Source organism: Streptomyces sp. (assembly GCF_019510245.1).
GTDB lineage: Bacteria > Actinomycetota > Actinomycetes > Streptomycetales > Streptomycetaceae > Streptomyces.
The window spans coordinates 16,255-42,642 of the sequence record NZ_JAEKKT010000173.1; the positions used below are offsets into that span (position 1 = coordinate 16,255).

The following is a 26,388-nucleotide window of genomic DNA, read 5'->3' on the forward strand; positions in this document are numbered from 1 at the left end:
CGCACCGGCGCGCTCCGCGTCCGGGCTCGTACGGCACGTGAGCGCACGGCGGCGGGCGCCGTCAGCCGCCCTCCCGCGGGATCCACTCGCTGCCGCCCAGCGGGTAGTCGTAGCCCGGGCGGCCGGCGTCGGCGCTGGTACGGAAGGAGGTGCCGGCGTTGTCGACGCGGACGGTGCCGTGGCGGCTGCCGCTGGACCAGTCCAGGGTGAGGTCCCAGCGGACGTCGTGGGCCTTGGTCCGGGCGAAGACGTAGAAGACCTCCGGGTCGGACTCGCTGACCTTGTACGGGAAGTCGCGCTGGCCGTTCTTGGCGGTGACCGTGGGGCTGCCGTTGTCGAGGTCGACGTCGAACGACTTGGTCCCGACGCCACCGCCGCAGCCGACGCCCATCGAGTAGTCGTTCCAGGCGAGCGGTGCGCCCTTGCTGAGCACGCGCACGTGCAGCGCCTCCAGGACGACGGTCTCCGAGCCGGTGCCCTGGACGGTGAGGGCGACCTCCTGTTCGCCCGAGGACACCGCCCCGTACGCCGCCGCCCAGCGCGGGGCGTCCTGTTCGCTCGCCGGCGGGCCGACCTGCGCGGGTTCGCTGTCGACGAGGAAGTGCTGGCTGCACGGGTCGTCGTAGACATAGGGACGCGTGTTGACGGCGAGCGGGACGGCGGTGCCGGTGGTGCCGCCGTCGGCGCCCTGGGCCCCGCCGCCCTGCTTGCCGTCGTCCGCCGAACCGCCGGTCCCGCTCCCCGCGGACTCGGTGGGGGTGGCGGAGGACGATGCGGAGGGCTTGCGTCCGTTCGCACTCGGGGACGGGGAGCGGGACGACGCCGTCTTCCCGGTGTCCGGCCTGCCGGTGACCGCGGCGGCGTCCCCGGCCGCCTGCCCGTCGTCCGCGCCGCCGCTCCGGCCGCCCAGCGACGGGCTCACGGCGAACAGGACGGCCCCCAGCACGGCGGCCACCGCGACGGAGGCGATCAGCGCGGTACGGCGCCGACGCGGCGCCGCGGGCCCCCGCGGCAGATCGACCACGACCGGCTCACCGTCGCCGGGCCCGTGCGGTGCGGTGGAGTCGGCGCCGCGCGACGGCTCGGAGTCGGCTTCGCGCGGTGCGGTGGGGTCGGCGCCGTGCGCTGCGGTGGCGCCGTGCGCTGCGGTGGAGTCGGCGCCGTGGGCCGCGGTCGAGCCGGCTCCGTGCACCGCGGTCGAGCCGGCGCCGTGCGGTGCGCCGGGGTCGGTGGCGGTCGGCCGGTCACCGCCGTCGTCGGCTCTGTGCGGCGGCGCGGGGGTAGCGGCCTGCTGTGGCGCGGGCGTCGCCGTGGCCTGGTCCGTCCTGCTGCCGCGTGCCGCGTCCGCCAGGATCCAGCGCCGGTGCAGTTCCACCAGCTCCTGGGGCGTCGCCCGGCAGACCCGTGCGAGGCGCTCCACCGGTGCGTACTCCACGGGCACCGCCGTGCCGTTGCAGTACCGGTGCAGCGTCGACGTGCTCATGTGCAGCCGCTTGGCCAGCACCCCGTAGCTGAGTCCCGAGCGGTCCTTGAGCTCCCGCAGCAGCAGCGCGAACGCCTCCGTCGCGTCGGCCCCTGTTGCCCCTGACACCCGTTCCCCCGTCCCCTCGCGTTCCAGTCCCGCGTTCCAGGGCGACGGTGTTCGCCCTGGCCGGAGCCCGTTTCCGCGTTCCAGTGTCCCCAACTGCCCGCCATGCCTGGCAGTTGGGACAGATCGCCGCGCAGGCTTCGGTCATCCAATCACCACCGCCACCCGAAAACCGAAGGGGCACGTCCACATGTCCAGCCTCCGCACCTCCCGCACCCGTCTCCTCGGCGCCGCCACCACCGTCGTACTCGCCGCGCTGTCCCTGACGGCGTGCAGCGACGGCACGGGCGTCCACGCCGAGAGCGTCGCGGCCAGTACCCCGACCGCGCACTCCACCTCCGCCCCGCGGACCTCCACCGCCGGGTCCACCGCCGCGAACGCCACCTCCGCCGACCCGACGGCCCGGGCCGCCACCGGCACGCCGAAGTCCGCCGCGGACGCCGCCGCCTCGAAGGCGCCCGCCCCGGCCGACCGGCCGGTCACCTGCGAGGGGTCCGACACCAGGACGGTCGCGGCACCGCTGACCCGCCCGGTGAACCACATGCTGCTCACGGTGACCAACACCGGCAGCAGGACCTGCTACCTGTACTCCTACCCGGCCGTCCGCTTCGGCGAGGCCCAGTCCGTCCCCCCGGCGATCGAGGACTCGAAGCCGCAGGCGGTCGTCACGCTCCAGCCCGGCGAGTCCGGGTACGCCTCGGTGAGCCTGTCCGCCACCGACGGCAGCGGCACCGACGGACACACCGTGAACTCCCTGGACGTCTACTTCCACGGCCGCTCCGGCAACGAGAGCGTCGGCAAGGGCGCCCACCCGTCGCTGCCCGCCAAGGGCGTCTACGTCGACGACTCGCTCAAGGTCACGTACTGGCAGCAGTCGATGGACGACGCCCTCAACTGGTGACGCCCCGCCCCCGCCCGCAGCACCGGCCCTCGGACCATCCACGGCAGAAAGGCCACCCCACCATGCGCAGCACCCGCAGAATCGCCCGCTTCGTGACGGCCTACGTCGGCGCCGCCTTCCAGGTCCTCGTCCTCGGCGGCACCGGCCACCTGCCGGAGGCCGCGGCGGTCCGCCGGCGCGGATAGGCCGGAACGGCGGACCGGTCCGCACGGAGGGTCACCACGGCGCGTCGGACCGTGATGTGTGCCTAAAGTGAGCAGGTGACGGGCGTTTCCCCGGCCGCGCGGGTGAGCCGCAGGCTCCGGGCGCAGGGGCCGACGGCGGCCAGGATCCTGGTGATCGCGGTGCTCTGCTGGCAGACGGCGCTGTGGGCCGGTGCCGACCAGCCACCGGTGTTCGCCGCCATTGTTCCGCTGCTGTGCCTGCGCGGTGATTCCGCCTCCTCCCTGACGGCCCTGCTGCTGCGGATCCTCGGCGTGCTGGCGGGCGTGGCCCTGGGCGTCACCGTGGTCAGCCTCTTCCGGCCGAGCACGCTGGTGCTCGCCGTCGTGATCGGCCTGGCCCTGCTGTGCGGGACCGTCATCAGTTCCGGGACGACCCTGAACGTGCAGGTCGCGGTGACCTCACTGCTGGTCTTCGCCAACCCCGCGCCGGAGTCGTACGGCTTCGCCCGGCTGTGGGAGAACGCGCTGGGCGGTGCCGTCACCGCCGTTCTCGCGCCGGTGCTCTGGCCGCGGAACCCCCGCAGGGAGACGGCGGCGCTCACCCGGGAGTGCGCGGACGGCCTCACGGAGAGCCTCGTGCGCACCACGCACGCGATCGGGTCCCCGGACGCGGCGCGCGCGAACCGGACGTCGGCGCAGGCGACGGCGGACCGGCTGCGCGGCTACGGGGCCCAGGCCCGGGAGGCGGAGAAGGCCCTGCGGTTCAATCCGCTGCGGCGCCGCCACCGCGACGAGGTGACCGAACTGGGCGGGCGGATCGACCTCGCGGTCCGGGCGGTGCCCCATCTCCTCTCCCTCGCCGCCGAGACCGAGTTCTTCAGCGTGCGCGACGGACCCGCCCCGGCGCTCTCCCGGGCCCGGGCCTTCCTCGTCCCGGTCGCCGAGGCCACCGGACGCGCCCTGGAGGCGGTCCTCGCGGGGCGTGATCCGCGCGCCGACACGGACGCCGCCCGCGCCGGACTGGCCCGGTACGCCGAGAAGGACCGGGAGCCGCCGGCAGTGGTGCTGCGCAGGCCGTTCACCAGGATCCTCGACCTCTGCGACGGCGCCCGGAGCTGACCTTCACGACGTGGTGCGGCCCGGCAGCCCGGCAGGCTCCCGAGGACAGATCCGGCCGGGCACCGGAGGATGGAGAAGAGCGGAGGCGCCGAGCACGTCGGAGGCAACCATGGGCGCAGTTCTCGGTGACGTACTGGGTTTCGCGGCCGCCGTCGCGGTCAGTCCCCTCCCGATCATCGCCGTCATCCTGATCCTCGCCACCCCCCGGGGACGTCTCAACGGCGTCCTCTTCACCATCGGCTGGATCCTGGGGCTCGCGGTCCTGGGCGCGGTGATGCTGGCGATCGCCTCGCCCGCGCACGCCTCCGCCCACAAGCACCCGGCCACCTGGGTGGGAGCCCTCAAGCTCGCCCTGGGCCTGTTGCTCGTCCTCTTCGGTGCCCGGCAGTGGCACCGGCGCCCGAAGGACCCCTCGCAGGCCCGGCTGCCGAAGTGGATGAGCGCGATCGACGGCCTCACGCCGGTCAAGATCTTCGGCCTGGGCGTGGCCCTGGCCGCCCTCAACGCGAAGAACGCCCCGCTGACCATCGCCGCGGGGGCGACGATCGGCTCGGCCGGCCTGCCGGTGGGGCAGCAGATCGCCTCCCTGGCGGTCTTCGTCGTGATCGCCACCCTCGGCCTGCTGGCCCCGCTGGGCGTCTTCCTGGTCGGCGGAGAGCGGGCCAGGACCGTGCTCGGCAACTGGAAGGAGTGGGCGGCTCAGCACAACGTCGCCGTGATGGCCGTCCTGTTCTTCGTCCTCGGGCTGAAACTGCTCGGAGACGGCATCTCCGTCCTCACCTGAGAACGGGGATGCGGGAACGCTGTCACGTTCACCAGTAATGACGTCGGCCGGCGACCGCGTGACCCATGGATCCCAGGATCCAGAAGACAGCGCCGATGACGGCCAGGATGATGCCCAGCGTCCACAGGATCGATATGCCGGTGAGGAATCCGACGATGAGCAGGATGATGCCGAGAGCGATCATGACCCGTACCTCCTAGTACGTCCCACGGCCTCTGTCGGTTTGCCGGGTTCCCCGAAGTGCCGGGGTCATGCCCGAGCCGTTCGAACAGGTGATGGGAAAATCGAAGTAGGTGTCCGGATGGGGCTCGCCGTCCAGCGTGTAGTGCCACCACTCGCACTCGTACGAGCCGAAACCGGCCGCCGCCATGACGGAGCGCAGATGCCGCCGGTTCGGCGCCTCCGTCGGCGTGATCCCCTGTGCGCCGTGACGCGAGACCGCATCCATCAGGTCGTGACCGCCGCCCATGGGAGCGAGTTCACCGGTGGCCAGGTGGTACAGCGTCAGGTCGACGGTGCTTCCCCGGCTGTGGCCCGACCGGGCGGCCACGTATCCCCTCTCGAACATCTGAGCCCGGTCGATGTTTCGGATAGTGCCGCGGTTTCGTCCGGCCGTCCTCGGGCTGCTGCGACCAGCGCGGAAAGCAGTCCACGGCGCGCTGCGGGCGGTAACCGTCCCAGAGCAGGAGCCCGAACCCGAGGGACGCGGCCTCGCCCCGCGCCTTCTCCAGAGCCGCGCACAGAGCCGCGCACAGAGCCGTCGTACCGACGATTCGGTTGGCCAGGTAGCCGTCCACCGGTCTGCCGGTGAAGTTGTCCCGGGTGGCGTACTTGGCGTCCCAGCGGATTCCGGGTACCAGCTCGTCCACGAAGACGAAACCGTCCTTCACCGGCCGGTCCCCGTCAGTGCCGGCGCCACCGTCCGGTCGATCACGTCGCGAAGCGGCAGCCCCGCGGCCGCCATCATCCGCGGATACCGGCTGTACGAGGCCATGCCGGGCAGCGTGTTGACCTCGTTGAGGACCACTTCCCCGTCCTCCGTGAGGAACATGTCCACCCGTGCGGCCCGAGCCGGATCGCGAACGCGCCGTGGGCCCTGAGCCGGGCCGCGAGCGGGTCGAGCCACGCGCCGAGTTCGCCGGTCCGGTCGATGACCGGACCCTCGGGCAGGTAGGCGAGCGTGCGCCGCTCCAGCCGCGGCATCGGGCGGTGCAGGACCAGCCCGGCGCCGACCAGCCGCCGGCCGTCGTACCAGCCGAGGGACTCGCTGCGCCCCTCGGTCTTGACCCGGCCCCATGCCGGGGTCTGCAGGAAGCTGCCCGACCGCTGTGCCCGCACGAAAGCGAGGTGCTCGGCGGCGCTGATCGGCCGGACGCTCAGCCGCCGGCCCGCGCCCTCCCGACGGTCTGCGGTCCGGCCCACCGGCCCGACTGCCGCACCGGCCGCTGTTCGTGCTGGTTCGCTGTAGGACATGCCGCCGGCCAAGGCGGTGCGGTGTTGCCGGCGCGTATGCGGATTTCGATACGCCGGCCATAGGTGCCGGCTCGTAGCCTCGACGGCATGCGTGTGCTTATCGTCGAGGACGAGCCCTATCTGGCGGAGGCCATCCGCGACGGCCTGCGCCTCGCGGCGATCGCCGCCGACATCGCGGGGGACGGCGGTACGGCGCTGGAACTGCTCGGCGTCAACAGCTACGACATCGCCGTCCTCGACCGCGACATCCCCGGCCCGTCCGGGGACGAGATAGCCCGGTGGATCGTGGCCTCCGGCAGTGGCATGCCGATCCTCATGCTCACCGCGGCGGACCGCCTCGACGACAAGGCGTCCGGCTTCGAGCTCGGCGCCGACGACTACCTCACGAAACCCTTCGAGCTCCAGGAACTCGCGCTCAGGCTCCGGGCGCTCGACCGCAGACGCGCCCACAGCAGGCCTCCCGTGCGGGAGATCGCGGGACTGCGGCTGGACCCGTTCCGCAGGGAGGTCCACCGGGACGGGCGGTATGTCGCCCTGACCAGGAAGCAGTTCGCCGTACTGGAGGTCCTCGTCGGCGCCGAGGGCGGTGTCGTCAGCGCCGAGGAACTCCTGGAACGGGCGTGGGACGCGAACGCCGACCCGTTCACCAACGCCGTGCGCATCACCGTCTCGGCGCTGCGCAAGCGGCTCGGCGAGCCCTGGCTGATCGCGACGGTTCCCGGCACCGGGTACCGCATCGACACGCAGCCGGAGACCGGCCCCGGGGGAAAGTGAGGGGAGTCCGTCGCGGCGGCGGGGCCGTCTGGTTCACCATGGGGTGTGCGATTCGACTCCGTTCCCATGCCGGCGACCGTCGAGGCCAGGCCTCGGGACAGCCGTGGCTATCCGGTACCCGCCATCACGCCGTGGGAGGGCGACGAGCCGCAGTTCGCGCTCACCGACTACGGGCGCAGCGCCGAGTGCGCGCGACAGCGGCTGTGCTCGGTCTGCAACACGCTGATGCCCAGGGGCCCGGTGTGGCGGGTGGTCGGGGCCGCGGAGAGCGCCGCGATCCGCGAGGCGCTCGCCGCCGGCCGTCCGTACCGGAACATGGCCGCCACCCTGGAGGGTCCGGGGCACCGCGCGTGCATGCTCTACGCCTCGATGGTCTGCCCGTACCTGGCGCGCCCCAACGCGCGGCGGGGGCTGACGGCACAGGACCCGGACGACATGACCGCGCATGTCGTCCGGGGCGCCATCCGCGGGGAGATGGGTGCCGTGGTCGGGTACGGCGACTACGAGTACGCCGTCACCAGCACCAAGGTCCTGTTCCGCTTCCTCGACGTCGTCGAGTACCTGCCGCACGACACGGCCGACCAGCACCTGGCGGAGCTGGAGGCCGAACTCGCCCGCTCCGGCGGCCGGTCGGGCGGCGGTCAGCCGCGGTAGGCGGGCAGTCCGGTGTGCGTGGAGACCTTGACGGGCTTGCCGAAGCCGTGGGCGGTCTTCGTGATGGTGTACGTCCCGGTCGGGGCGCGGAAGGCGATGGTCTTGCCGTTCGGCGACCAGGTGGGCTCGGTGTAGTCGGTGGTGGCGTTCGGGGTGACGTCCTTGACGACGTTGGTGGAGCCGCCGAAGTCCTCGACGAAGAGGTGGTCGTGCCCGTGGACGGAGCGGACGAAGACGACCTCCTCGTCGTCGGGAGACAGGGCGGGTTCGGAACCCTTGGTCAGCGCGCCGCCCTGCTGCCGCAGGTAGTCGTCGCGGATGTAGACCTCGCCGGTGTGGGTGTTCTCGTAGACGGCCGAGCCGTAGTCGCCGCCGACGTTGGGCCAGGTGTTGTCGGTCTGGGGGACGGCGCCGTCGCCCGGGTCGCCGTTGAGGCTGATCTTCGCCGGCTTGCCGTGGTTGCTGGTGGCCTTGACGCCCTCCAGGACGGTGTGGCCGTGGATCTTGGCCGAGAAGATGAGGTTGTTCTTCGCGGGGATGTGGTTCGCCCGGTCGGTGGCGGTCACCTGCCAGGTGGGGTGGGACCAGGTCTGCCCGCCCGGGTTGACGGCGACGGTGACGCGGTGGCTGCCGTCGGGGTCGGAGACGACGAGGTTTCCGTGCCCGTCGACGAAGGCGGCCTTGCTGCCGCTGGGGTTCCAGGCCAGGTCGCGCACGACGGTGCCGAAGTCGATCGACTTCCCGCCGGCCACGACGTGCCGCGTGCCGTTGCTGATGGTGAGCCCCCGGGGCACGGCGGCCGCGGCGGCGCTGCCGGAGGACGGAGCGGCCGTCGCGGTCGCGGCCGCGGCGCACAGGGTGAGCAGCGCCGCGGCACTCGCGGTGGTGACGGCGGCGGTGCTCCGACGGTTACGAGCGGACATCGAGGTTCCCCCAGGCATGTGAACGACACTGCGATGAGAGAAGTCTTCCGCCCGGGGGTGACGGAGCTGTGCGCCCGCCGTCACAGCTGTGCAATAGGCCGTGCCGACGGCGCACGGTCGATGAGCGGTCGGTGCGCGGACTCAGTGCACGGTGAAGGAGAAGGAGTAGGTGTACGTGGCCAGCTCGATGCCGGAGCGGGTCGTCGCGTGGATCTGGAGGTCGTAGGAGCCGGCCGAGTGCGGAGCCCAGTCGATGCTCGCGGTGCAGTCGGCTCCGGCGGCGACCGTGCCCTCCGGCTCCGTGTCGAAGGTGTACGTGTAGCTCACGACGCCCTTCGAGTTGAGCGAACCGCCCCGGCGCCGGTGGCCCCGGGGGGCGTTCGTGCTAACCGCCGTTCTGTTCGACCTCCAGATGGATCGGCCCGCGCAGGACGGGGCTGCGCCGGTACGGGGGCGGGTCGGTGACCAGGGTGGGGGCGTCGAGGCGGTGTACCAGCTCGGTGAGTGCGATCTGGGCCTCGCGGCGGGCCAGCGGGCCGCCGAAGCAGAGGTGGATGCCGCTGCCGAAGCCGAGGTGCTGGTTGTCCTGCCGGTCGGGGTCGAAGCGGTCCGGATCGTGGAAGCGGTTCGGGTCGCGGCTGCCCGAGGCCAGCAGCAGCATGATCTGCGAGCCCTTGGGGATGACGGTGTCGCCGACGGTCACCTCGCTGTACGCCGCCCGCCAGGGAATGATGTGCACGGGTGGCTCGTAGCGCAGGAGTTCCTCGACCAGCGGCACGATCAGGTCCGGGTCGCCGCGCAGCCGTTGCAGCACCTGGGGGTGGCGCAGCAGGGTCAGCATGCCGTTGGTGATGAGGTTGACGGTGGTCTCGTGACCGGCGATCAGCAGCAGGTTGGCGGTGCTGATGATCTCCTCGTCGGTCATCCGCCCGTCCGGCCCGTCGTCGTTGGCCAGCCGGGACAGCAGGTCGTCGCTCGGGTGGCCGTGGCGCTGTTCCACCAGACCGCCGAGGTACTCGCGCAGGTCCTGGCGGGCCCGCACGCCGTCCTCCAGCTTCTCCTTCGGGTCGGTCTTCGGGTCGTAGTCGATCGAGTTGATGAGGTCGTTGACCCAGACCCGGAACCGCGGTTCGTCCTCGCGCGGCACGCCGAGCAGGTGGCAGATCACCGTGACGGGGAACGGGTAGGCGACGTCGTCGACGATGTCGATGCGCTCCTTGCCCGCGCACTGGTCGAGCAGACCGCCGACGGTGTCGGCCAGGGCCGGTTCCAGGCCGGTCACCAGCCCCGGCGTGTGCGGCGGACCGAAGTGGCGCATCGTCATCCGGCGCAGGCGGTCGTGCTCGGGCGGGTCCATGTTGATGAAGGCCGGTGTGGCCGCGCCCTCGGCCGAGGGCATCCCGTGCGCCAGGTTGCGGACGTCGGAGCTGAGGTGCGGGTTGTGCAGGATGTCCTCCAGCTCGCGATACGTGCTGATGACGTAGCTGCCGTCCTCCTGCCGGGCCACCGGCGTCCTGCGCAGCTCGGCGTAGAGCGGGTACGGGTCGGCCCGGGAGCCGTAGTCGAGGATTCGGCGCAGCGTGTCGGGCGCCTCGGTGGTGGTCATCTCGCTGTCCTTTCCCCGCTACCGGTGGTGCTGGTGCGCGGCCGTGACGCGTCGTTCGCTCGGGTCGTGGCCGGTGACGACCACGGTGGCGCCCTGGGCGAGCAGGGTGGGGCCGGGGAAGTCGACGGGCACCGGTTTGGTGTCGACGGGCTGGTCCGGCGTGGGGCAGGGCGGCGGGAAGGGCGCGGCCGTCTCGATGAGACGCCGGTAGTGGTCCAGCCACTTCGCGTTGTTGAAGGTCACCGCCGCGGTGACCCGGCCCTGGTAGCCGTACGCGGCGACGAAGCGGTGGTCGGACACCGATCCCTGGGTGACGACGACCTCGTCGGCGAAGGTGGGCACGCCGACGGACTTGATGTTGACGCCGAACTGGATCGACCAGAACCGCGGGATGGACAGGTGCGGCCAGCGCTCCGCCTGGCCGTTGACCATGTTGTGGGCCGCGACCTCGGCCTGCTCCACGGCGTTGGCCCAGTGCTCCAGCGAGATGAGCCGGTACTCGTAGACCGGGTTGGGGCAGCGCGCCACGTCCCCGGCGACGAAGACGTCGTCGGTGATCAGCCCGTTGAGGTCCATGGCGCGGCAGCCCGTGTCGCAGGCGACGCCCCATACCCCCGCGGCCAGTCCGGAGCCCCGCAGCCACTCGGTGTTGCGGATGCCGCCGAGCGCGACCACCGCCACGTCGGTGTCGACGGTGCTGCCGTCGTCGAAGTGGGCACGGCGCAGCCGTCCCTGGGCGTCGCCCTCCAACCGGGTGACCTTGACCCCGCACCGCAGGTCGACGCCGTGGGCGCGCTGCATCTCCGCCGCCACCTCGCCGATCATCGCGCCGAGCGCCCCGACCAGCGGGTACGGCGCGAGTTCGGCGACGGTCACCGGGATGTCCCGCTCCCGGCAGATGGACGCGATCTCGGAGCCGGTGAACCCCGCCCCGATGACGAGCACTCGGGAGGGCCCGGCGGCGAGCGCCCGCTGCAGGCCTTCGGCGTGCTCGCGGGTCCGGACGACGAACACCCCGTCCAGCGCCGCCTCGGACTCGACGAACCAGGGCCGGGCCCGCACCCCGGTGGAGATCAGTACCCGGTCGAAGGGGACCTCGCGTCCGTCGGCCAGCCGCACCTGGTTGGTGGCCAGGTCCAGCCCGCTCGCCGGCACCCCCAGCAGCCACTCCGCGTCGATGTCACGCCGTCGCGGCAGCCTGGTGCCGTCGGCGGGCACCCACCCCGTCAGCACCTGCTTGGACAAGGGGGGACGGTCGTAGGGCTCGCCCAGCTCGTCGCCGATCATCGTCAGCGATCCGGTGAAGCCCTCGTCGCGCAGGGTCTCCGCGGCCCGCAGTCCCGCCAGGGACGCGCCGACGACCACGATGCGGCCGTCGCGCTTGAACGCGCGCAGGTTGTCGGCACTGGTCATGACCTCGCCGCCTCCACCGGTGCCTGCCGGCCCTCCAGCCGGTCGACGAGAATCGCCTGGACCGGGCAGGCCGCCGCAGCCCGCAGCACCCGGTCGCGCAGGGCGTCGTCGGGCTCCGGGTCGTACATCAGCGCTTCCTCCCCGTGCATCCGGAACGCGTCCGGAGCCAGGAACGCGCACTGCGCATAGCCTTGACATCGGGAGAGATCAACGACGACTCGCATCCCGGCCTCCACAGGGGCTGCAGGCTGCGGAGCCGTACCGGGAGGCGGCGCTCCGCGCTCGTCGGGTCTCCGCAGAGGATTTTGGTGATCGCGGGAAAGCACGCGGGCAGAGATCAGGCGTCGCACAGACCGGACGACGGCGGTGAGACCGCCGGGAGATCCTGCGACTTCACCCGATCAGCGTATGCCGCGCCCACATCGCCCGCACGCCGGGAAGCAGGCGTCCGGGGCCCGGACGCGGCCGGACCGGGTGCGTCCGCCGCCCGCGTCCAGCAAGTGGTCCGGCCGCCCGGGTGGTTCGGTGTCAGCAGGAGCGCCGACCGGCACGAGGGCCGGAACAAGGCCCGTGACAAGAGCCGGAACGAGAGCCGCACCAAGACCCGGAGCGGGATCGGAGCAGGAGGTGTCCCGATGGCCTCGGACCAGCCCGTGCCCGCCGCGCCCGCGCCCCCGCCGGGCCTCTCCGAAGCGGCCTTCCGCGATCTGTACCGCAGGCTGCGGGACCTGGCCCGGGACGGTGGGCCGCAACAGCGGGGCGCGCTGGACCGGCTGACGCCGGAGCGGGTCGCGGCGGCCGCCGCCGAGGTCCGGTGCGGGCGCACCGTCTCGCCGGCCGCGACCGTCGAGACGCGGCGCGGCCCGGACAGCCCGGAGCCCGCGACCCACCGGATGACGCTCCCGCGCCCGGCGAGACCGGCGCACCCGGGTTCGTGTTCGCCCGCGACCGGTTCGCCATGAACGTGCACAACGACGTCGGCAGCCACCTCGACGCGCTCTGCCACGTGCTGTTCGACGGCGAGCTGTACGGCGGCGTGCCGGCGAGCACCCTGACGCCCGAGGGAGCCGGGGCGCTCTCCCTCGACCTGGTCCGGGACGATCGCCGGCCGGGGTGTCCTCCTCGACATCCCGCGCCTGCGCGGGGTGCGGTGGCTGGAGCCCGGGGACCGGGTGACCGCCGAGGACCTCGTCGCCGCCGGGGCCGCCCAGCGGACCGCGGTCGGACCGGGTGACCTGCTGTTCGTACGGGTGGGACACCGCCTGCGGCGCCGGCACCGACCCGGCGTCCTCGGCCCTGCACGTCCACTGCAAGGCCCACGACCTGGACAACCTCGACGTCGTCGACACCGGCTTCTTCCCGAGCATCGGTGCGGTGAACCCGTCCCTGACGGCCATCGCGAACGCCCTGCGGGTCGGCGACCACCTGCTGGAGCGACTGGGCTGAGCCCGCACGGGCACCCGGCCCCCGACCGGGCGAAGATCCTCCGCCGGGCAGCGCAACGCGGTCCGCCGCCGCGTGCCGCCGTCCCTTCCCGGTGTTTCCCTGAGCCTGATCCGTGGGCGACGGGCCCGGCGGAGGCGGGAACGCAGAGGAGGAGCAGAACATCGTGAGTTCCACCGAGGGGGCGACCCGAAGCGTGATCCCCGCGCACCTGCTGAAGGGCCAGAAGGCACTCGTGACCGGCGCGAACTCCGGCATCGGGAAGGCGACGGCCATCGCTCTGGGCCGGGCTGGCGCCGATGTCGTGGTCAACTACGTGGCCGGTGCCGACGAGGCCGAGAAGGTGGTCGAGGAGATCACCGGCCTCGGGGTCCGGGCGGCCGCCTACGAGGCGGACGTCTCCGACGAGCAGCAGGTCGTCGCCATGACGGACCGGATGGTCCGGGAGTTCGGCACGATCGACATCCTGGTCGCCAACGCGGGGCTCCAGCGGGACGCCCCGTTCACCGAGATGACCCTCGCCCAGTGGCAGAAGGTCCTGGACGTCAACCTCACCGGGCAGTTCCTCTGCGCCCGCGAGGCGACCAGGGAGTTCCTGCGCCGCGGCGTCGTGCCCGAGGTGTCGCGGGCGGCCGGGAAGATCATCTGCATGAGCTCGGTGCACCAGATCATCCCGTGGGCCGGGCACGTCAACTACGCCTCCTCCAAGGGCGGCGTGCAGATGATGATGGAGACGCTGGCCCAGGAACTCGCCCCGAAGAAGGTCCGCGTCAACGCGATCGCCCCCGGCGCCATCAGGACCCCCATCAACCGCGGCGCCTGGGACACCCCGCAGGCCGAGCAGGACCTGCTGAAGCTGATCCCCTACGACAGGGTCGGCGACCCCGAGGACATCGGCTACGCGGCCGTCGCCCTCGCCTCCGACCTCATGGACTACGTCGTCGGCGCCACCCTCTACGTCGACGGCGGGATGACCCTCTTCCCGGGCTTCGCCACCGGAGGCTGACCCGAGCGCACGGCCCTGGTCTCGCCGACTCCCTCACGATCGCCATTCGTCCGGCGGTCACTACGATCAGTGGCCATTACGTCAGTTGTTCGCATCCCTCAGCATCGGCAGCAGCCCCTATGAAGGCCCCGCGCCTGGGCCTGGCGCAGCGCCCCTGCCTCGTCTTGACCTCGCTGACCGTCACCGAGGGCGCGGGCGCCCCCACCACCCCGCGCTGGCTGGGACTCGTCACCCCGGTCGCCGTCGTCCTGGTCGTCCCCGCGGTCGCTTTCCTCTACTGGCTGGACATCCACGGCGAGTTGGAGGGCCTCGCCGACACCGACCTGCGGTCCGACAGCGCCCCGTCAGGGGCGCGTTGCCGAACCGTCCGCCAGTTCCCTCGGCTTGCTCAGCGCGCGTCCAGTGCCTCGTTCAGGGTGATCGCCGAGTCGATGAGCGCGAGGTGGGTGAACGCCTGGGGGAAATTGCCGAGTTGGCGGCCCGTCGGGTCGATCTCCTCCGAGTACAGGCCCAGATGGTTGGCGTACCCCATCATCTTCTCGAACACCAGCCGAGCCCGGTCGGTCCGGCCGGCGCGAGCCAACGCGTCGACGTACATGAACGTGCACAGCGAGAAGGTGCCCTCCGAGCCGCGCAGGCCGTCGGGTGAGGCATCGGGGTTGTAGCGGTAGACCAGGCTGTCGCTGACCAGCTCCTGCTCCATGGCGTCCAGGGTGGCCGTCCACATCGGGTCCCCGGGGGTGACGAACCCGACCGTCGCCATGCGCAGCAAAGAGGAGTCCAGGACCTCGGTGCCGTAGTGCTGGACGAAGGCCTGCCGCTTCTCGCTCCAGCCCTTGGCCATGACCTGCTCGTAGGCGGCGTCCCGTTCGGCCTGCCAGCGGCCGGGCGCGGACGGCCATCCCGTGGCCTGGGCGAGGCGCAGCGCCCTGTCGAACGCCACCCACGACATCACCCGGCCGTAGGTGAAGTCCTGGCGCCCGCCGCGGGTCTCCCAGATCCCCTCCTCCGCCTGGTCCCAGTGGTCGGCCAGCCACTCCAGGTCCGTCCGCAGCGAGGTCCAGCCCCCGTGCCCGAGGGTGAAGCCGTGCCGGTGCGCGAAGTAGATGCTGTCCAGCGCCTCGCCGTAGATGTCCAGCTGGAGCTGGGTGGCGGCGCCGTTGCCGATGCGCACCGGGGCGGAACCCTCGTAGCCCTCCCAGTGGTCGAGGATCTGCTCGGTCAGGTCGGAGGAGCCGTCGACCTTGTACATGATGTTCAGCGGGCCCGTGTCCCCGTGCCTGCCCGCCCGCTCCTTGACCCGGTTGCCCAGCCAGACGATGAAGGCCCTGGCCTCCTCCGTGAAACCGAGTCCCAGCAGGGCGTACACGGAGAAGGAGGCGTCCCGGATCCAGGTGAAGCGGTAGTCCCAGTTGCGCTCACCGCCCAGCTGCTCCGGGAGCGCCGCCGTGGGCGCGGCCACCACGGCGCCGCTCGGGGCGAAGGTCATGAGCTTCAGCGTGATCGCGGACCGCTCCACCACCTCCCGCCAGCGTCCGGTGTAGCGGGACTGGGCCAGCCAGGTGCGCCAGAAGACCGCCGTCTCCTCGAAGAGCTGTTCGTGTTCGGCGCGGCGGACCTCCCTGGGCGGTCCGTCGGCGCCCATCTCCAGGATCAGCCCGCGCTGCTCGCCCGCCGCCAGGGTCAGCGAGACCTGCACGTCCGCGTCCCGGTGCGTCATGATCTCCGTGAGCCGCTCGTCCTCCGGCTCCCGGACGGGATGCACGGTGAGTTCCGTGCCGTCCTCCGCGACGAAGACGGCTCCGTGCGGGGTGATGTGCACCTCGTGTTTCATGAGCCCGTAGTCGAACCGCGGGGCGACCTCCACGTCGAAGGTCATGGTGCCGCGCACGCAGCGGACCAGTCGGACCAGCCGGTGCCGGTCCGTGGTCGCCGTACCGGTCACCGGCATGAAGTCGACGACCTCGCCGGCGCCCGCCTCGGTCATGAACCGGGTCACCAGGATCGCCGTGTCGGGCAGGTACAACTGCTTGGTCGAATGGGTCGGGTGGGCCGGCCGGACCGTGCAGTGCCCGCCGTTCTCCTTGTCCAGGAGCGCCCCGAACACGCTGGGCGAGTCGAACCGCGGGGAGCAGAACCAGTCGATCGCCCCCTCGGTGGTCACCAGCGCCGCGGTCTGGAGGTCGCCGACCAGCCCGTGGTTCTCGATCAGCGGGTAGTCGTCCATCGGGGCGCCCCTTCCGGCGTGCGGTTCACCCGAATGCACCCCCTCGATCAGCGTATGCCGGGGCCCCGGCTGCGGCTCGTCGGGCGGGCCGGGGCCCACCGTGGCGGTCGGACAGCGGGGGGCGCACCCGCTCACCTGGTCCAGTACCGGGCGAGGGCTCCTTCCCGGTACGGCGCCGGGCTGACGCTGAGGTCACCGGAGAAGGGGCGGTCCAGGACGAAGACCAGGAGCAGGCTGAAGCCGACGAGCCCGGCGACCGAGGCGACGAACAGGATCTGGACCCTGAGTTTGCGCATGCCGAACAGGAAGGTGAGCGGGACCAGGACCAGTGCGCCCCCGACGGCCAGGGCCTGGAGCAGCGGCGGAAGTTCCTGGCGGGCCATGGTGATGCGGGCGCGCCGCTGGGAGGCGACGTCGTCGAGATGGCCGACGGTCTGCTCGTAGAAGACCTGCTCCCGCTCGGACTTCGGGTCGTAGGTCTGCAACACCTGGAAGGCGGACCGGAGATGGGTCTCCGTGGCCCCGTAGCTGGGGTGGCCCGCGCGCATCCGCGGCCACTGGTCCTCGACGACCGCGTGGACGTAGCCGCTCATGGCGGAGTCGAGCCGGGCCCGCACCGCCGCCGGGAACGCGGCGGCGTCACGGGTGATGAGCGCCGCGTCGGTGGCCTCGGCGGCGACGATGGTCTGGGTGTCCTCAAGCTGCGTCCACAGCGTGACGATCACGAACGCGAGGATGATCCCGTAGATGGCGCCGAACATCCCCAGCGTCACACCGACCATGTCGTTGTGCTCCCCGCCGGCCACCGACGGGTACCTGCGCCGCAGCAGCACGCTGCCGGCGACGGCCAGGGCGACGGTGCCGCCGACGGTGACGACGGCCAGCGTGAAGGTACTGAAGTGGTTGAGCAGCCAGAGCGACATGGGCCCGGAGTCTAGGCCGGACAAAACACCCCGAAACCCCGGCTCCGCAAGCACCTGAGGGCGCACGGGGAGAAGTTCACACCACCGGGTGAGCGGGCCGCGAGCCCATGATGTGACCGGTGCCGCGGCGACGACGGGTGCGGGCGGGCCGGACACCGGGCGGCTGAGCGCCGCGGGGCGGTGACCGGCGTTTCGGCCCGGCCGGCCAGGAATGCCGGCCGCCGACCGGGGTAGACGCGTGCATGCCGGTGGGCGGCGGGGGCAGGCGTGTGTGTGCCGGCCACGGACCGGCTCGGACGAAGAGCGATCGACTGGGAGGGCGCATCATGCGGACGACGACCGTGGGGACCGTCGGGCGGACAGTGCACGTTCCGGAGATCGAGGACCCTTCCAAGGTCGCGCCGAAGGACGCGCGGGAGTTGTCGAAGCTGTTCTTCGAGCAGCTGGCGGTCCTGGAGGAAGGGACGCCCGAGCACCAGTACGCGCGCAACACGCTGATAGAGATGAACATGTCGCTGGTCCGGTTCGCGGCCGGCCGGTTCCGCAGCCGCGAGCCGGAGGAGATGGAGGACATCGTCCAGGTCGGCATGATCGGTCTGATCAAGGCGATCGACCGCTTCGAGCTCACCCGCGAGGTCGAGTTCACCTCCTTCGCCGTGCCGTACATCGTCGGCGAGATCAAGCGGTTCTTCCGTGACACCACCTGGGCCGTGCACGTCCCGCGCCGCCTCCAGGAGGCCCGCGTCCAGCTCGCCCGCGCCACCGAGGAACTCCGCAGCCGGCTCGGGCGTACGCCCACGGTCAGGGAGCTCTCCGAGCTGATGAGCCTGCCCGAGGACGAGGTGCGCGAGGCGCGCCTGGCCGCCAACGGCTACAACTCCTCCTCCCTGGACGCCACGATCAGCGGCAGCGAGGACGGCGAGAGCGCCCTTCAGGACTTCATCGGCGCCGAGGACACCGCGCTGGAACTGGTCGAGGACTTCCACACCCTGGCCCCGCTGGTCGCCGGGCTCCCCGAGCGCGACCGGCAGATCATCCACCTGCGGTTCGTGGAGGAACTCACCCAGGCCCAGATCGGCGAGCGCCTGGGCGTCTCCCAGATGCACGTCTCCCGGCTCCTGTCCCGGACCCTCGCCCGCCTGCGCGAAGGCATGCTGACCTGAGCCCCCCCCGGGGCAGCCCTACGGCTCGGGCGAGGCCGGCCTGCGCAGGTGCAGGTGGGCCACGACGTGCTTGCCGGTGTCCTGTGTGACGGTGTACAGCCTGCCGCACAGCCGGGCCACCAGGTTCAGGCCGTGTCCGCCGACGCGGTGGGGGTCGCGGGGGCGCGGTTCGGGCGTACGGGGGGAGGTGTCGCTCACGGTGATGCGCAGCAGGCCGGCGTCGGGTGACACCTCCAGGACCAGGCCGACCGGGCCGGGTGCGTGGCGGACCGCGTTGGTGACCAGTTCGCTGACGACGAGCTGGGCGTCCTGGCTCGGCCGGTGGTGCGGGTGGTGTCCGGCCCGGGCCAGCAGCTCGCGTACGGCGACCCGGGCGTCGGAGACCGGCGTGTCCGGGCTGGCCCAGGTGGCGCTGTACCGCAGGGGCGCCCCGGGTTCGTGTCCGTCCGACGCCCGGTTCTTCAGCGGGGTGACCATGGAACTCCCTCCGTAGGCGTCCTTGTCGTTTCGTCACGGGCTCTCGCCGTCGCACGAATTCGCGTACCCGCCGTCTCCCATTTCATGAGGCGTTCCGGCAGAGCGGTGCACTGCCCGCACAAGCGGAAAGGGCCTTCCCGGGTCGTTCTCGGGAAGGCCCTTCACCTGAGCGGTAAGCACGTCAGTGCTTGAAAGCGTCCTTGGCCTTCTCCTTGGCCTCTCGAGCGTCACCCTTGCTCTTTTCCGCCTGCCCCGTGGCGGCCATGCGCTCGTTCCCGAGGGCGTTTCCCAGGGCTTCCTTGGCCTTTCCCGCGGCCTGCTCGGTCTTCGCCTTGGCCTTCTCGCCGGCAGTCATGGAACATGCCTCCTCATGGCTGGTGGTGCCGCTGTCGTGACAACTCCGCCAGTGCCCATGCCTCCCCTTCATAAACAAGGCAGTCACGCGGAATGGCAATCCGATTGCGGGGCACACGGAGCGGCAGGAGGTCGATAATCATGGTTCCTTTGCTTCTTGTCCTGCTTCTTGCCGTGATCCTTTTCGGTGTCGGGTTCGCCGTCAAGGTTCTGTGGTGGGTGGCCCTCGCCGTGCTGGTGCTGTGGCTGCTCGGGTTCGCGATGCGCTCCACCAGTGCGGGCGGCGGCCGGAGCCGCTGGTATCGATGGTGATCTGATTCACGCGAACCCGCCGCAGGGACCGGCCGTCACGACGGCCGGTCCCTGCGGGTGTGCTGTGGTGTCTGAAAAGGTGAGGATATGGATATCGGTCGCAGGAACAACGTCACTGTCGTCGGCAACCCGCAGGGGCCGACGGTGGTGCTGGCCCACGGGTTCGGCTGCGATCAGAACATGTGGCGGCTGACGGTGCCGGCCCTGGTCGAGGAGTACCGGGTGGTGCTGTTCGACTACGTGGGTTCGGGCCGTTCGGACCCGTCCGCGTTCTCGGCGGACCGTTATGCCTCCCTGGACGGCTATGCCCGGGACGTGGCCGAGGTCTGCGCGGCGCTCGACCTGCGCGACGCGGTGTTCGTGGGGCACTCGGTCAGCGCGATGATCGGGGTCCTGGCCGCCGCCCTGGCTCCGGACCGCATCGGGGCGCTGGTGATGGTCGCCCCCTCCCCGCGGTACATCGACGACGACGGCTACCGGGGCGGGTTCAGCGCCGCGGACATCGACGAGCTGCTGGAGTCCCTGGAGTCGAACTATCTGGGATGGTCGGCCTCGATGGCGCCGGTGATCATGGGGAACCCGGAGCGGCCCGGGCTGGCGGCGGAGCTGACGAACAGCTTCTGCGCCACCGACCCGGACATGGCACGTGTCTTCGCCCGCGCCACCTTCCTGTCGGACTCGAGGGACGATCTCAAGACCGTGAGCGTGCCGACGCTGGTACTGGAGTGCACCCGGGACGTCATCGCTCCGCGCGAGGTCGGCGCCTTCGTCCACGAGGCGATTCCCGGTTCGACGCTGGTCACCCTCGACGCGACCGGACACTGCCCGCACCTGTCCGCGCCGGAGGCCACCAACGAGGCGATCACCGCTTTCCTGGCGAGCCTGCGATGATGTGCCGGACCGGGCAGCAGCCCGACCCGCAGGACGCGGACGACCAGGACACGGCGAACGCGGCGTTCGCCGCGCTCCTGGAGGACAGCGCCGAGGAACTCTACGAGAGCGCGCCGTGCGGGTACCTGTCCACGCTGATGGACGGCACCATCGCCAAGATCAACTCCACGCTGCTCGGCTGGCTCGGCCTGGACCGGCACTCGGTGGTGGGCCGGATGCGGTTCACCGACCTCCTGACCGTGGGCGGCAAGCTGTACCACGAGACGCACTTCGCGCCGCTGCTGCGGATGCAGGGCGAGATCGGCGGCATCGCCCTGGAGATCAGGCAGGCCGACGGCGCGCGGATGCCGGTGCTGGTCTCGTCCGCGGTCAAACGCGGCAGGGACGGCGAACCACTGCTGATCCGCACCACCGTCTTCGACGCCCGGGACCGCCGTGCCTACGAGGAGGAACTCCTGCGCGCCCGCCGGGCGGCGGAGGAGGCACGCCAACGGGCCGAGGCCGACCGTGCCCGGCTCCAGGACGCCCTCGCCGTCCTCCAGCAGTCGCTGCTGCCCGACTCCCTGCCGCCGGTGCCCGGCATGGCGGCGGCCGCCCACTACCGCACCGCTTCCCCGGACCGGCTCGGCGGCGACTTCTACGACCTCTTCCCCGTCGACGGCAAACGCTTCGCCTTCTTCCTCGGCGACGTCTGCGGCAAGGGGCCGCAGGCCGCCGCCGTCACCTCGCTGACCCGCTACACCCTGCGCGCCGCCGCCCTGCACGACCCCGACCCCGTCTCCGCCCTGTCCACCCTCAACAAGGTGCTCCACGAGCGCTACACGGGCGGCGACCCGCGGTACTGCACCGCCATATTCGGGATCGTCGAGCCCGATCCCACGACCGCACAGGCCACCGTCGCACTCGCCTCGGGCGGCCACCCGTCCGCCCTCCTGCTGCGCGCGGACGGCACGGCCGCCTTCCTGCCCACCCCCGGCGGCCTGCTCGTCGGCATCCTGCCCTCCGCCCACTTCGCCACCGCCACCACCACCCTCGGTCCCGGCGACACCCTCCTGCTGTACAGCGACGGCGTCACCGAGGCCCGCACCGGTGCCGACCGCACCAGCCTCTACGGCGACGAGGCGCTGCGTGCCTTCGCCGCCGACCACGCAGGCGAGCCCCCGCATGCGGTCGTCCAGGCCCTGACCGCCTTGCTGGACGGCTTCGGCGACGGACTCGACGACGACACCGCCCTGCTGGCCCTCGGCGTGCCCGCCGCCGGGCCTCCTACGACGAAGAACACGAAATGAGCCGACTGAAGGTCATCACCCATGACGCCGCGACCGGCCCCGTCCTGGAGGTCGTCGGCGAACTCGACCACGACTCCGCCGCCCAGCTGCGCGACCGGGTCGCCGCCCTCACCCTCCCGTCCGGCCGGCGCCTCGTCCTGGACCTGGCCGGCCTGGAGTTCTGCGACTCCAGCGGGATCACCGCCCTGATCGCCGCACGCAACCACGCCCATGCCGCCGGGGCCGACATCGCGCTCGCCGCCGTCCCGCCCCGCACCCTGCGCGTCCTGAAGATCGTCGGCCTCGACCAGATCTTCACCATGCTTCCCGAACGCCACGGCGCCACCCGGTCCTGACCGACCGCCGCAGGAGAGCACCCCGGGACAGTCCCCGCGTCCACCGCCGGGTACGGCCGGGACGGGCAGGCCCGGGACCAGGTCAGCGCCTGTCCGGTCTCCGGGCGAAGGCCGTGCCGCCGGCCGTCGCCACGCTCGCGTCCTCGACGGGCAGCGCCCGAGGCGGACAGCCCTCGCGCCTCGTCCCCGGGGCCGTCCGGCGCACAGGTGCGCCGGCCCCCTGCAGGTGCGGCCGTCCAGTGCCGCCGGACGTCCGAGACCGCCGGCGAAGTACACCCCCGTTCCCACGTCGCCGACACGGCGGGCACCGACTGTCTCTCCACGTCCGTGACGGACCCGCGCCCCTCACGTCGACCGCCCCGCGCAGCCCGTCGTTCCATCCGGCATTCCAAGAAGGCCACGTCCGTGCAGGTCAGATCCGGTGCGAGCGTTCCAGCATCCCGAAACTCCCGGAGGGAATGGCGGACGGGACGCGGCCCGGCACAGCCTTGGGTCGTCGGAGCACGGCACCCGACCGCACTCGGCGGCCGTCTCGCTCGACCCGAGTCCTTCCGGATGTCCAGAGAAAGCAGCCCACTCATGCGTATCGTCACCCGTTCCGTCTCCCGCGCGGCCGCCTCCTCCATGGTCCTCGCCGCCGCCCTCGCGCTCGTCGGCCTCCAGGCCACCGCGCAGACCGCCTCCGCCGCCACCGGCAAGGCCCCGTCGGTCGTCACCTGCACCACAGCGAACACCAAGCTGACCGTCACCGAGGTGTCCCGGCCCGTCAACCACCTGCTGCTCAAGGCCACCAACACCGGCAGCAAGCCCTGCTACGCCTACATCGCCCCCTTCCTGAGGGCCGGCGCCGACGCCCAGGCCCCGGTGGCGTGGGCCGAGGAGACCACGCCGAGGAGGACGGTGCGGATGGCGGCCACCAGGCCGCTGTGGCTGTCGGAGATGACCAGCTGGACGTTCTCCACGCCACGGGCCCGCAGCGAGCGCAGGAACTTCGTCCAGAACGGCTTCGACTCGCTGTCGCCGACCTCCCCCACTCTCGGCTTGGCGGCACAGTCAAAGGGGGACCTCTTTGCCATGCTGTGAGGCATGACGACAACACAGCAGATCACCGGCCGCGAGTACCTCCGAGTCAGCAAGAAGAAGGGGCAGAGCTGCGATGAGCAGCACGCCGACAACATCCGCAGCGCTGAGACGCACCGCATCCTGATCAGTGCCGCGCCGTACGTCGATGACGGGTTCAGCGCATCGAAGTACGGCCGCAAGAAGCGCGGCGACTTTGCGAAGCTGGTCAAGGATCTTGACTCCGGCACGTTCACCGATGACGCCCTGATCATCTGGGAGTCGTCGCGAGGCAGCCGCAAGGTGGGCGAGTGGTGCACCCTGCTGGACGCCCTCGAAGAACACGGCAAACTCGTGCACGTGACCACTCACGGCCGTACCTACGACCCGCGCAACGGGCGTGACCGACGCACCTTGCTGGAAGACGCCGTTGACTCCGAGTACGAGTCGTACAAGGTGCACACCCGAACGTCCCGCACGGCAGCCTCACAGGCTGCGGACGGCCGTCCGACCGGCCGCGCCCCCTACGGCTACGTGCCTGTGTACGACACTCGCACGGGCAGGCTCACGGACTGGGTTGCCGACGGCACGGAGGCCGTTCCGGGGCTGAGCAAGGCGGACGTCGTCCGGGAACTGTTCCGGCGGATCAAGGCCGGTCACGCCATGGGCGCCATTGCCCGTGACTTTGCGGCGCGGGGCATCCGCAACGGGTCGGGCACGCCGTTCGTGCCGCAGCACCTGCGGAGCATGGCCGTTCGGCCCGCGTATGCCGGTATCCGCTCGCACCACGGCACGGAGCGCCCCGGCACGTGGAAGGGGCTTGTGTCCGAGGCGGACTACCGGGCGGTTGTGCGCATGCTCAACACCCGTACACAGGCTCAGAAGCGGCGCCCGGACGGCCGCGCACAGCACGAACTGACCCGGATCATCCGGTGCGGGAAGTGCGGCGGCCCCATGCGCGCCGCACAGGTCAAGGGCGCCCCCTGCTACGAGTGCCGCGACCATGGATGCGTCCGTGTGCCCCGTGCGCGCATTGATGAGTACCTGATCGGCACCGAGGCGCAGCCGGGCGTGATCCTGTCGTTCCTGGCCGATGAAAGCAGGGTGTACGGGGCGTTCACGGCTGCCCCGGAGGACGAGACGCGCGCCGAGGAGATCCGCACCGAACGGGAACGGCTGGAAGGCGAGCGGCGCGAGGCGGAGGGCGCCAAAACGGCCACGCTGGGCGAGGCGCTCGCGGTGGGCCGTCTGGTCGACTCCCTCACCGAGGACATAGCGCGCCTGCAAGCCGAGGAACAGAAGCTGCGAGCACCTGCACAACTTGCGGACATGATCACGCCCGGTAAGGACGTGGCACGGCGCTGGGCGGCTGCCCCCGTGGCCGTGCGGCGCGCCGTTGCGCGCATGGTGCTCTCCCCCTCGGTGCTGGGCGAGGTGCGGATCATGCCGGTCGGTCCGGGCAAGCGCGTTGACCCTGTCGACCGCGCCCACCTGCACAAGACCGGCTGCAAGGGCTGTACGGCCGCGTAACGGCCCGCCAACGGCGCCCCCGTCCCTTTTCCTGGGGCGGGGGCGCTTTCGCGTTCCTGGGGCCGCACAGGGGCGGGAAAGCCTCTGGAACGTGCTTCCCCGGGGTTATCCCCAATGCTGCGCCTCGCCCATCAAGTCGGGTACACCTGCGGCTGATTCGCGGCACGGCGCCCGTTTCCTGGGGCGCGGCCGTGCGGACGCCAGACGGCTTAGCACAGCAAGCCGCGTGAGCCGGTCAGGCATCCTTTTTTGTGGCTGCCCCGCGCAGCACACGGCCCCATGCCTATCTCTCCGGAGTCGGCCAAGATCCGCGCCCGTATCGCTGGGCGCAAGAGTCAGAACCCTCACGCTGATGTGAGCGAAGAAAAGCGTGAGTTGCAGATTCTCACGCTTGAGGAACGCATAAGGCGTGCCGTCGAAAGTGCCCCGCCTCTCACCCCTGAACAGATCGAGCGGTTGCGCTCTTTGCTGCCTCCGCTCGACTGACCAGTAAATACCAATCCGGCCCGCAGGCCGTGAACCTTGACAACTCAACAGAGTGCAGCGAAAAACACTGAACCATCTATCTAGGAAGGCACCATCATGCCCAAGAAAAAGAAGAAGAGAGAACCTCGGCCGGCGCCCATGGGGCCGCCCAAAGCCATCAAGGATTTCGCCAAGTCGTACCGGTGCTCACACTGCCACTCGCGCGTTACCGAAATCGTCCAGTCCTCATCACGGATGTTCCGCGTAATGGTCGCTCACGATAACGGCTGCCCTGTCCTTACCGGCACCCTTCCGGACGTCCCGGACGCCGTACGGGCAGCCATGGCGACCGGCCACATTGCAAGGGTCATAGGTGGCCCAAACAGCGGGGCACCGGTTGACTGATGAAATCGCAGAACTCCCCGAGTCACAAATAAATGTGCGCCTCGCACTCCATTGGCTTCTAAGTCAAGATGACCAGCCTCTAGAGAGTCACAGTGAAGACGTACAACGCATCGTGTCGGCTGTCTATGGCGCACTAGAAGGCATAAGCCTTGGCGGAAAAACAGAGGCGCTCATAGAAGAACACAGACGCAGGGAGGCCATATTTCGCGAGGCGAAACGGCAAGTGGATTGGGAGGAAGCCAAGACACTAGCTAAGAAAATTCTTGCCGAGAGGAACGGCAAGGGTTCAACGTGGGCGCCCATTGACGTTGTCGCAGCATGGGAGGACGCGCAGACAGAGTCACAAACCGACGTCGGCCACCTGTCAGGCGACATGCCCCTAGGTATTTTCTACCGTGGAAAAATCAACGGCGTACATGCCGAGTCGGAAGCGGGTAAGTCTTGGCTTGCCTGTCTCGTGACCGTACAGGAAATCCGGGCGCGCAGACACGTTGCCTATATCGACTTTGAGGACGACGCAGCCTCAATCGTCCGGCGCCTCAAATCGCTGGGAATCAGCCGCGAGGAAATAGCGGAGTTCTTCCACTACTGCAACCCAAGCGGGCCACTCACGGATGCCGACGAGAGAGAGTTTCAACGGCTCGTTGCCCTGGGCGGCAGCCTCGCCATATTCGACGGAATGACCGAGGCAATGGCACTTGAGGGATTGGAGGCGAACAAAGCGGAGGACGTAGCCGCGTGGCACGCGAGAGTGACAAAGGCTTTCGCAGCCGCTCAATGGGCCGTTGTTGTGCTCGACCACGTGCCGCATGGCGGAAACCGCGCCATCGGCTCACAGCACAAAAAGTCAGCGCTCACGGGAGTGTCGTACTTCCTCGCCCCTGTCCATCCGATCGGTAAAGGCATGATCGGAAAAAGCAAGCTTAAAGTCGAGAAAGACCGACCGGCATGGGTGCGCGCCCATGCCGTACCGGGAAAGACTCCGCAGCACTTCGCAGACCTAGTGATTGATTTCAAGGAAAAGGCTACGCCCACGGCCAACCTGTGGCCAGCAAGGGCGACGGAAGACAAGGGGTATGAGTCGGAACCTCCGGAGCGCCTGAGAAAGTC

At 70.8% G+C, this 26,388-nt stretch carries 26 protein-coding genes and 6 pseudogenes; 17 read left to right on the forward strand and 15 right to left on the reverse strand.

Going from position 1 to position 26,388, the window contains the following annotated elements:
• Positions 1 to 61: 61 nt before the first annotated feature.
• The gene (locus tag JF597_RS33810) at positions 62 to 1,591 is read right to left on the reverse strand and encodes a helix-turn-helix transcriptional regulator (RefSeq protein WP_294004112.1); all 1,530 of its coding nucleotides are present in this window, start codon (positions 1,589 to 1,591) and stop codon (positions 62 to 64) included.
• 187 nt (positions 1,592 to 1,778) lie between these two features.
• On the opposite strand from JF597_RS33810, the gene JF597_RS33815 reads away from it, so the two are divergent.
• From JF597_RS33815 to JF597_RS33830, 4 genes are all read left to right on the forward strand, one after another.
• A complete protein-coding gene (locus JF597_RS33815) occupies positions 1,779 to 2,489 on the forward strand; it encodes a DUF4232 domain-containing protein (protein WP_294004114.1) in 711 nt (236 codons plus the stop codon).
• A gap of 62 nt (positions 2,490 to 2,551) precedes the next feature.
• A complete protein-coding gene (locus tag JF597_RS33820) occupies positions 2,552 to 2,674 on the forward strand; it encodes a hypothetical protein (RefSeq protein WP_294004117.1) in 123 nt (40 codons plus the stop codon).
• 75 nt (positions 2,675 to 2,749) lie between these two features.
• Positions 2,750 to 3,772: an FUSC family protein gene (locus JF597_RS33825; RefSeq protein WP_294004120.1), complete on the forward strand. Its 1,023-nt coding sequence runs from the start codon at positions 2,750 to 2,752 to the stop codon at positions 3,770 to 3,772.
• Between the two features lie 109 nt (positions 3,773 to 3,881).
• Positions 3,882 to 4,556, forward strand: a complete 675-nt coding sequence (locus tag JF597_RS33830) for a GAP family protein (RefSeq protein ID WP_294004123.1) — start codon at positions 3,882 to 3,884, stop codon at positions 4,554 to 4,556.
• A gap of 28 nt (positions 4,557 to 4,584) precedes the next feature.
• Here the strand turns inward: JF597_RS33830 and JF597_RS33835 are convergent, their stop codons facing one another.
• The 4 genes and pseudogenes from JF597_RS33835 to JF597_RS33850 form a co-directional block, all read right to left on the reverse strand.
• On the reverse strand, positions 4,585 to 4,740 hold the full coding sequence (locus JF597_RS33835) for a DUF6131 family protein (RefSeq protein WP_294004126.1): 156 nt from the start codon (positions 4,738 to 4,740) through the stop codon (positions 4,585 to 4,587).
• Between the two features lie 12 nt (positions 4,741 to 4,752).
• A pseudogene (gene vanX / locus JF597_RS33840) lies at positions 4,753 to 5,446 on the reverse strand (D-Ala-D-Ala dipeptidase VanX).
• Positions 5,443 to 5,619 (reverse strand): annotated as a pseudogene (locus JF597_RS33845) (D-alanine--(R)-lactate ligase VanA-Sc); the annotation flags it as partial. The pseudogenes vanX and JF597_RS33845, both read right to left, overlap by 4 nt.
• Positions 5,619 to 6,029: pseudogene (locus JF597_RS33850) on the reverse strand (peptidoglycan bridge formation glycyltransferase FemA/FemB family protein); the annotation flags it as partial. The pseudogenes JF597_RS33850 and JF597_RS33845, both read right to left, overlap by 1 nt.
• A gap of 87 nt (positions 6,030 to 6,116) precedes the next feature.
• Between JF597_RS33850 and JF597_RS33855 the strand changes: the two are divergent.
• The gene (locus JF597_RS33855) at positions 6,117 to 6,803 is read left to right on the forward strand and encodes a response regulator transcription factor (RefSeq protein ID WP_294004129.1); all 687 of its coding nucleotides are present in this window, start codon (positions 6,117 to 6,119) and stop codon (positions 6,801 to 6,803) included.
• Between the two features lie 66 nt (positions 6,804 to 6,869).
• Positions 6,870 to 7,457 (forward strand): hypothetical protein, encoded by a 588-nt coding sequence (locus tag JF597_RS33860; protein ID WP_294004132.1) that lies wholly within the window; start codon positions 6,870 to 6,872, stop codon positions 7,455 to 7,457.
• Here JF597_RS33860 and JF597_RS33865 read toward each other — a convergent pair.
• From JF597_RS33865 to JF597_RS33885, 5 genes are all read right to left on the reverse strand, one after another.
• Positions 7,445 to 8,380 (reverse strand): hypothetical protein, encoded by a 936-nt coding sequence (locus tag JF597_RS33865; RefSeq protein ID WP_294004135.1) that lies wholly within the window; start codon positions 8,378 to 8,380, stop codon positions 7,445 to 7,447. The genes JF597_RS33860 and JF597_RS33865 overlap by 13 nt on opposite strands.
• 141 nt (positions 8,381 to 8,521) lie before the next feature.
• Positions 8,522 to 8,707 carry a hypothetical protein gene (locus JF597_RS33870; RefSeq protein WP_294004138.1) on the reverse strand — a complete coding sequence of 62 codons (186 nt, stop codon included), beginning with the start codon at positions 8,705 to 8,707 and terminating at the stop codon, positions 8,522 to 8,524.
• Positions 8,708 to 8,765: 58 nt separating this feature from the next.
• The gene (locus JF597_RS33875; RefSeq protein WP_294004141.1) at positions 8,766 to 9,986 is read right to left on the reverse strand and encodes a cytochrome P450; all 1,221 of its coding nucleotides are present in this window, start codon (positions 9,984 to 9,986) and stop codon (positions 8,766 to 8,768) included.
• 18 nt (positions 9,987 to 10,004) lie between these two features.
• Complete coding sequence (locus JF597_RS33880) at positions 10,005 to 11,399, reverse strand: FAD/NAD(P)-binding oxidoreductase (protein WP_294004144.1); 1,395 nt, start codon at positions 11,397 to 11,399, stop codon at positions 10,005 to 10,007.
• On the reverse strand, positions 11,396 to 11,623 hold the full coding sequence (locus JF597_RS33885; protein WP_294004147.1) for a ferredoxin: 228 nt from the start codon (positions 11,621 to 11,623) through the stop codon (positions 11,396 to 11,398). The genes JF597_RS33880 and JF597_RS33885 overlap by 4 nt, the downstream gene beginning before the upstream one ends.
• A gap of 411 nt (positions 11,624 to 12,034) precedes the next feature.
• Here JF597_RS33885 and JF597_RS55735 point away from each other — a divergent pair, with 411 nt between their 5' ends.
• The 3 genes and pseudogenes from JF597_RS55735 to JF597_RS33900 all read left to right on the forward strand — a co-directional run bounded on the left by JF597_RS55735 (position 12,035) and on the right by JF597_RS33900 (position 13,848).
• Entirely contained in the window at positions 12,035 to 12,361 is a 327-nt protein-coding gene (locus JF597_RS55735) for a hypothetical protein (protein WP_366916485.1), read from the forward strand.
• Between the two features lie 316 nt (positions 12,362 to 12,677).
• Positions 12,678 to 12,845 (forward strand): annotated as a pseudogene (locus JF597_RS33895) (GMC oxidoreductase); the annotation flags it as partial.
• Between the two features lie 163 nt (positions 12,846 to 13,008).
• Positions 13,009 to 13,848, forward strand: coding sequence for an SDR family oxidoreductase (locus tag JF597_RS33900; protein ID WP_294004150.1), 840 nt, complete (start codon positions 13,009 to 13,011; stop codon positions 13,846 to 13,848).
• A 388-nt stretch (positions 13,849 to 14,236) separates the two neighbouring features.
• Here JF597_RS33900 and JF597_RS33905 read toward each other — a convergent pair whose 3' ends face one another.
• Together JF597_RS33905 and JF597_RS33910 are read right to left on the reverse strand one after the other, a co-directional pair.
• Positions 14,237 to 16,075: a glycoside hydrolase family 15 protein gene (locus JF597_RS33905; protein WP_294004153.1), complete on the reverse strand. Its 1,839-nt coding sequence runs from the start codon at positions 16,073 to 16,075 to the stop codon at positions 14,237 to 14,239.
• Positions 16,076 to 16,206: 131 nt separating this feature from the next.
• The gene (locus JF597_RS33910) at positions 16,207 to 16,998 is read right to left on the reverse strand and encodes a DUF4239 domain-containing protein (protein ID WP_294004156.1); all 792 of its coding nucleotides are present in this window, start codon (positions 16,996 to 16,998) and stop codon (positions 16,207 to 16,209) included.
• A 326-nt stretch (positions 16,999 to 17,324) separates the two neighbouring features.
• Between JF597_RS33910 and JF597_RS33915 the strand changes: the two genes are divergently transcribed.
• A complete protein-coding gene (locus JF597_RS33915; RefSeq protein WP_294004159.1) occupies positions 17,325 to 18,161 on the forward strand; it encodes an RNA polymerase sigma factor SigF in 837 nt (278 codons plus the stop codon).
• A gap of 18 nt (positions 18,162 to 18,179) precedes the next feature.
• Here the strand turns inward: JF597_RS33915 and JF597_RS33920 are convergent, their stop codons facing one another.
• Both JF597_RS33920 and JF597_RS33925 read right to left on the reverse strand, forming a co-directional pair.
• The gene (locus JF597_RS33920; RefSeq protein WP_294004162.1) at positions 18,180 to 18,638 is read right to left on the reverse strand and encodes an ATP-binding protein; all 459 of its coding nucleotides are present in this window, start codon (positions 18,636 to 18,638) and stop codon (positions 18,180 to 18,182) included.
• A 181-nt stretch (positions 18,639 to 18,819) separates the two neighbouring features.
• Complete coding sequence (locus tag JF597_RS33925) at positions 18,820 to 18,993, reverse strand: CsbD family protein (RefSeq protein WP_294004165.1); 174 nt, start codon at positions 18,991 to 18,993, stop codon at positions 18,820 to 18,822.
• A 140-nt stretch (positions 18,994 to 19,133) separates the two neighbouring features.
• On the opposite strand from JF597_RS33925, the gene JF597_RS33930 reads away from it, so the two are divergent.
• The 5 genes and pseudogenes from JF597_RS33930 to JF597_RS33950 form a co-directional block, all read left to right on the forward strand.
• Positions 19,134 to 19,304 carry a hydrophobic protein gene (locus JF597_RS33930; RefSeq protein WP_294004168.1) on the forward strand — a complete coding sequence of 57 codons (171 nt, stop codon included), beginning with the start codon at positions 19,134 to 19,136 and terminating at the stop codon, positions 19,302 to 19,304.
• 87 nt (positions 19,305 to 19,391) lie between these two features.
• Entirely contained in the window at positions 19,392 to 20,195 is an 804-nt protein-coding gene (locus tag JF597_RS33935; protein WP_294004171.1) for an alpha/beta hydrolase, read from the forward strand.
• A complete protein-coding gene (locus JF597_RS33940) occupies positions 20,195 to 21,484 on the forward strand; it encodes a SpoIIE family protein phosphatase (protein WP_294004183.1) in 1,290 nt (429 codons plus the stop codon). The genes JF597_RS33935 and JF597_RS33940 overlap by 1 nt, the downstream gene beginning before the upstream one ends.
• Entirely contained in the window at positions 21,481 to 21,819 is a 339-nt protein-coding gene (locus tag JF597_RS33945; protein WP_294004174.1) for an STAS domain-containing protein, read from the forward strand. Before JF597_RS33940 ends, JF597_RS33945 begins: the two co-directional genes overlap by 4 nt.
• Positions 21,820 to 22,443: 624 nt before the next feature.
• Positions 22,444 to 22,665 (forward strand): annotated as a pseudogene (locus tag JF597_RS33950) (DUF4232 domain-containing protein); the annotation flags it as partial.
• A 50-nt stretch (positions 22,666 to 22,715) separates the two neighbouring features.
• Here the strand turns inward: JF597_RS33950 and JF597_RS33955 are convergent.
• Positions 22,716 to 22,853: pseudogene (locus JF597_RS33955) on the reverse strand (transposase); the annotation flags it as partial.
• A gap of 52 nt (positions 22,854 to 22,905) precedes the next feature.
• Here JF597_RS33955 and JF597_RS33960 point away from each other — a divergent pair.
• Together JF597_RS33960 and JF597_RS33965 are read left to right on the forward strand one after the other, a co-directional pair.
• Positions 22,906 to 24,408: a recombinase family protein gene (locus tag JF597_RS33960; protein WP_294004177.1), complete on the forward strand. Its 1,503-nt coding sequence runs from the start codon at positions 22,906 to 22,908 to the stop codon at positions 24,406 to 24,408.
• A 982-nt stretch (positions 24,409 to 25,390) separates the two neighbouring features.
• Positions 25,391 to 26,388: AAA family ATPase (locus JF597_RS33965; RefSeq protein WP_294004180.1), on the forward strand; the 998-nt coding region annotated here is incomplete at its 3' end.

Bases quoted from the DNA above. Each gene is read 5' to 3' on its own strand.
- JF597_RS33815 (WP_294004114.1), top strand. From the start codon at position 1,779: ATGTCCAGCCTCCGCACCTCCCGCACCCGTCTCCTCGGCGCCGCCACC.
- JF597_RS33820 (WP_294004117.1), top strand. From the start codon at position 2,552: ATGCGCAGCACCCGCAGAATCGCCCGCTTCGTGACGGCCTACGTCGGC.
- JF597_RS33830 (WP_294004123.1), top strand. From the start codon at position 3,882: ATGGGCGCAGTTCTCGGTGACGTACTGGGTTTCGCGGCCGCCGTCGCG.
- JF597_RS33835 (WP_294004126.1), bottom strand. From the start codon at position 4,740: ATGATCGCTCTCGGCATCATCCTGCTCATCGTCGGATTCCTCACCGGC.
- JF597_RS33855 (WP_294004129.1), top strand. From the start codon at position 6,117: ATGCGTGTGCTTATCGTCGAGGACGAGCCCTATCTGGCGGAGGCCATC.
- JF597_RS33860 (WP_294004132.1), top strand. From the start codon at position 6,870: ATGCCGGCGACCGTCGAGGCCAGGCCTCGGGACAGCCGTGGCTATCCG.
- JF597_RS33865 (WP_294004135.1), bottom strand. From the start codon at position 8,380: ATGTCCGCTCGTAACCGTCGGAGCACCGCCGCCGTCACCACCGCGAGT.
- JF597_RS33875 (WP_294004141.1), bottom strand. From the start codon at position 9,986: ATGACCACCACCGAGGCGCCCGACACGCTGCGCCGAATCCTCGACTAC.
- JF597_RS33880 (WP_294004144.1), bottom strand. From the start codon at position 11,399: ATGACCAGTGCCGACAACCTGCGCGCGTTCAAGCGCGACGGCCGCATC.
- JF597_RS33885 (WP_294004147.1), bottom strand. From the start codon at position 11,623: ATGCGAGTCGTCGTTGATCTCTCCCGATGTCAAGGCTATGCGCAGTGC.
- JF597_RS55735 (WP_366916485.1), top strand. From the start codon at position 12,035: ATGGCCTCGGACCAGCCCGTGCCCGCCGCGCCCGCGCCCCCGCCGGGC.
- JF597_RS33905 (WP_294004153.1), bottom strand. From the start codon at position 16,075: ATGGACGACTACCCGCTGATCGAGAACCACGGGCTGGTCGGCGACCTC.
- JF597_RS33910 (WP_294004156.1), bottom strand. From the start codon at position 16,998: ATGTCGCTCTGGCTGCTCAACCACTTCAGTACCTTCACGCTGGCCGTC.
- JF597_RS33915 (WP_294004159.1), top strand. From the start codon at position 17,325: ATGCGGACGACGACCGTGGGGACCGTCGGGCGGACAGTGCACGTTCCG.
- JF597_RS33920 (WP_294004162.1), bottom strand. From the start codon at position 18,638: ATGGTCACCCCGCTGAAGAACCGGGCGTCGGACGGACACGAACCCGGG.
- JF597_RS33925 (WP_294004165.1), bottom strand. From the start codon at position 18,993: ATGACTGCCGGCGAGAAGGCCAAGGCGAAGACCGAGCAGGCCGCGGGA.
- JF597_RS33930 (WP_294004168.1), top strand. From the start codon at position 19,134: ATGGTTCCTTTGCTTCTTGTCCTGCTTCTTGCCGTGATCCTTTTCGGT.
- JF597_RS33935 (WP_294004171.1), top strand. From the start codon at position 19,392: ATGGATATCGGTCGCAGGAACAACGTCACTGTCGTCGGCAACCCGCAG.
- JF597_RS33940 (WP_294004183.1), top strand. From the start codon at position 20,195: ATGTGCCGGACCGGGCAGCAGCCCGACCCGCAGGACGCGGACGACCAG.
- JF597_RS33945 (WP_294004174.1), top strand. From the start codon at position 21,481: ATGAGCCGACTGAAGGTCATCACCCATGACGCCGCGACCGGCCCCGTC.
- JF597_RS33960 (WP_294004177.1), top strand. From the start codon at position 22,906: ATGACGACAACACAGCAGATCACCGGCCGCGAGTACCTCCGAGTCAGC.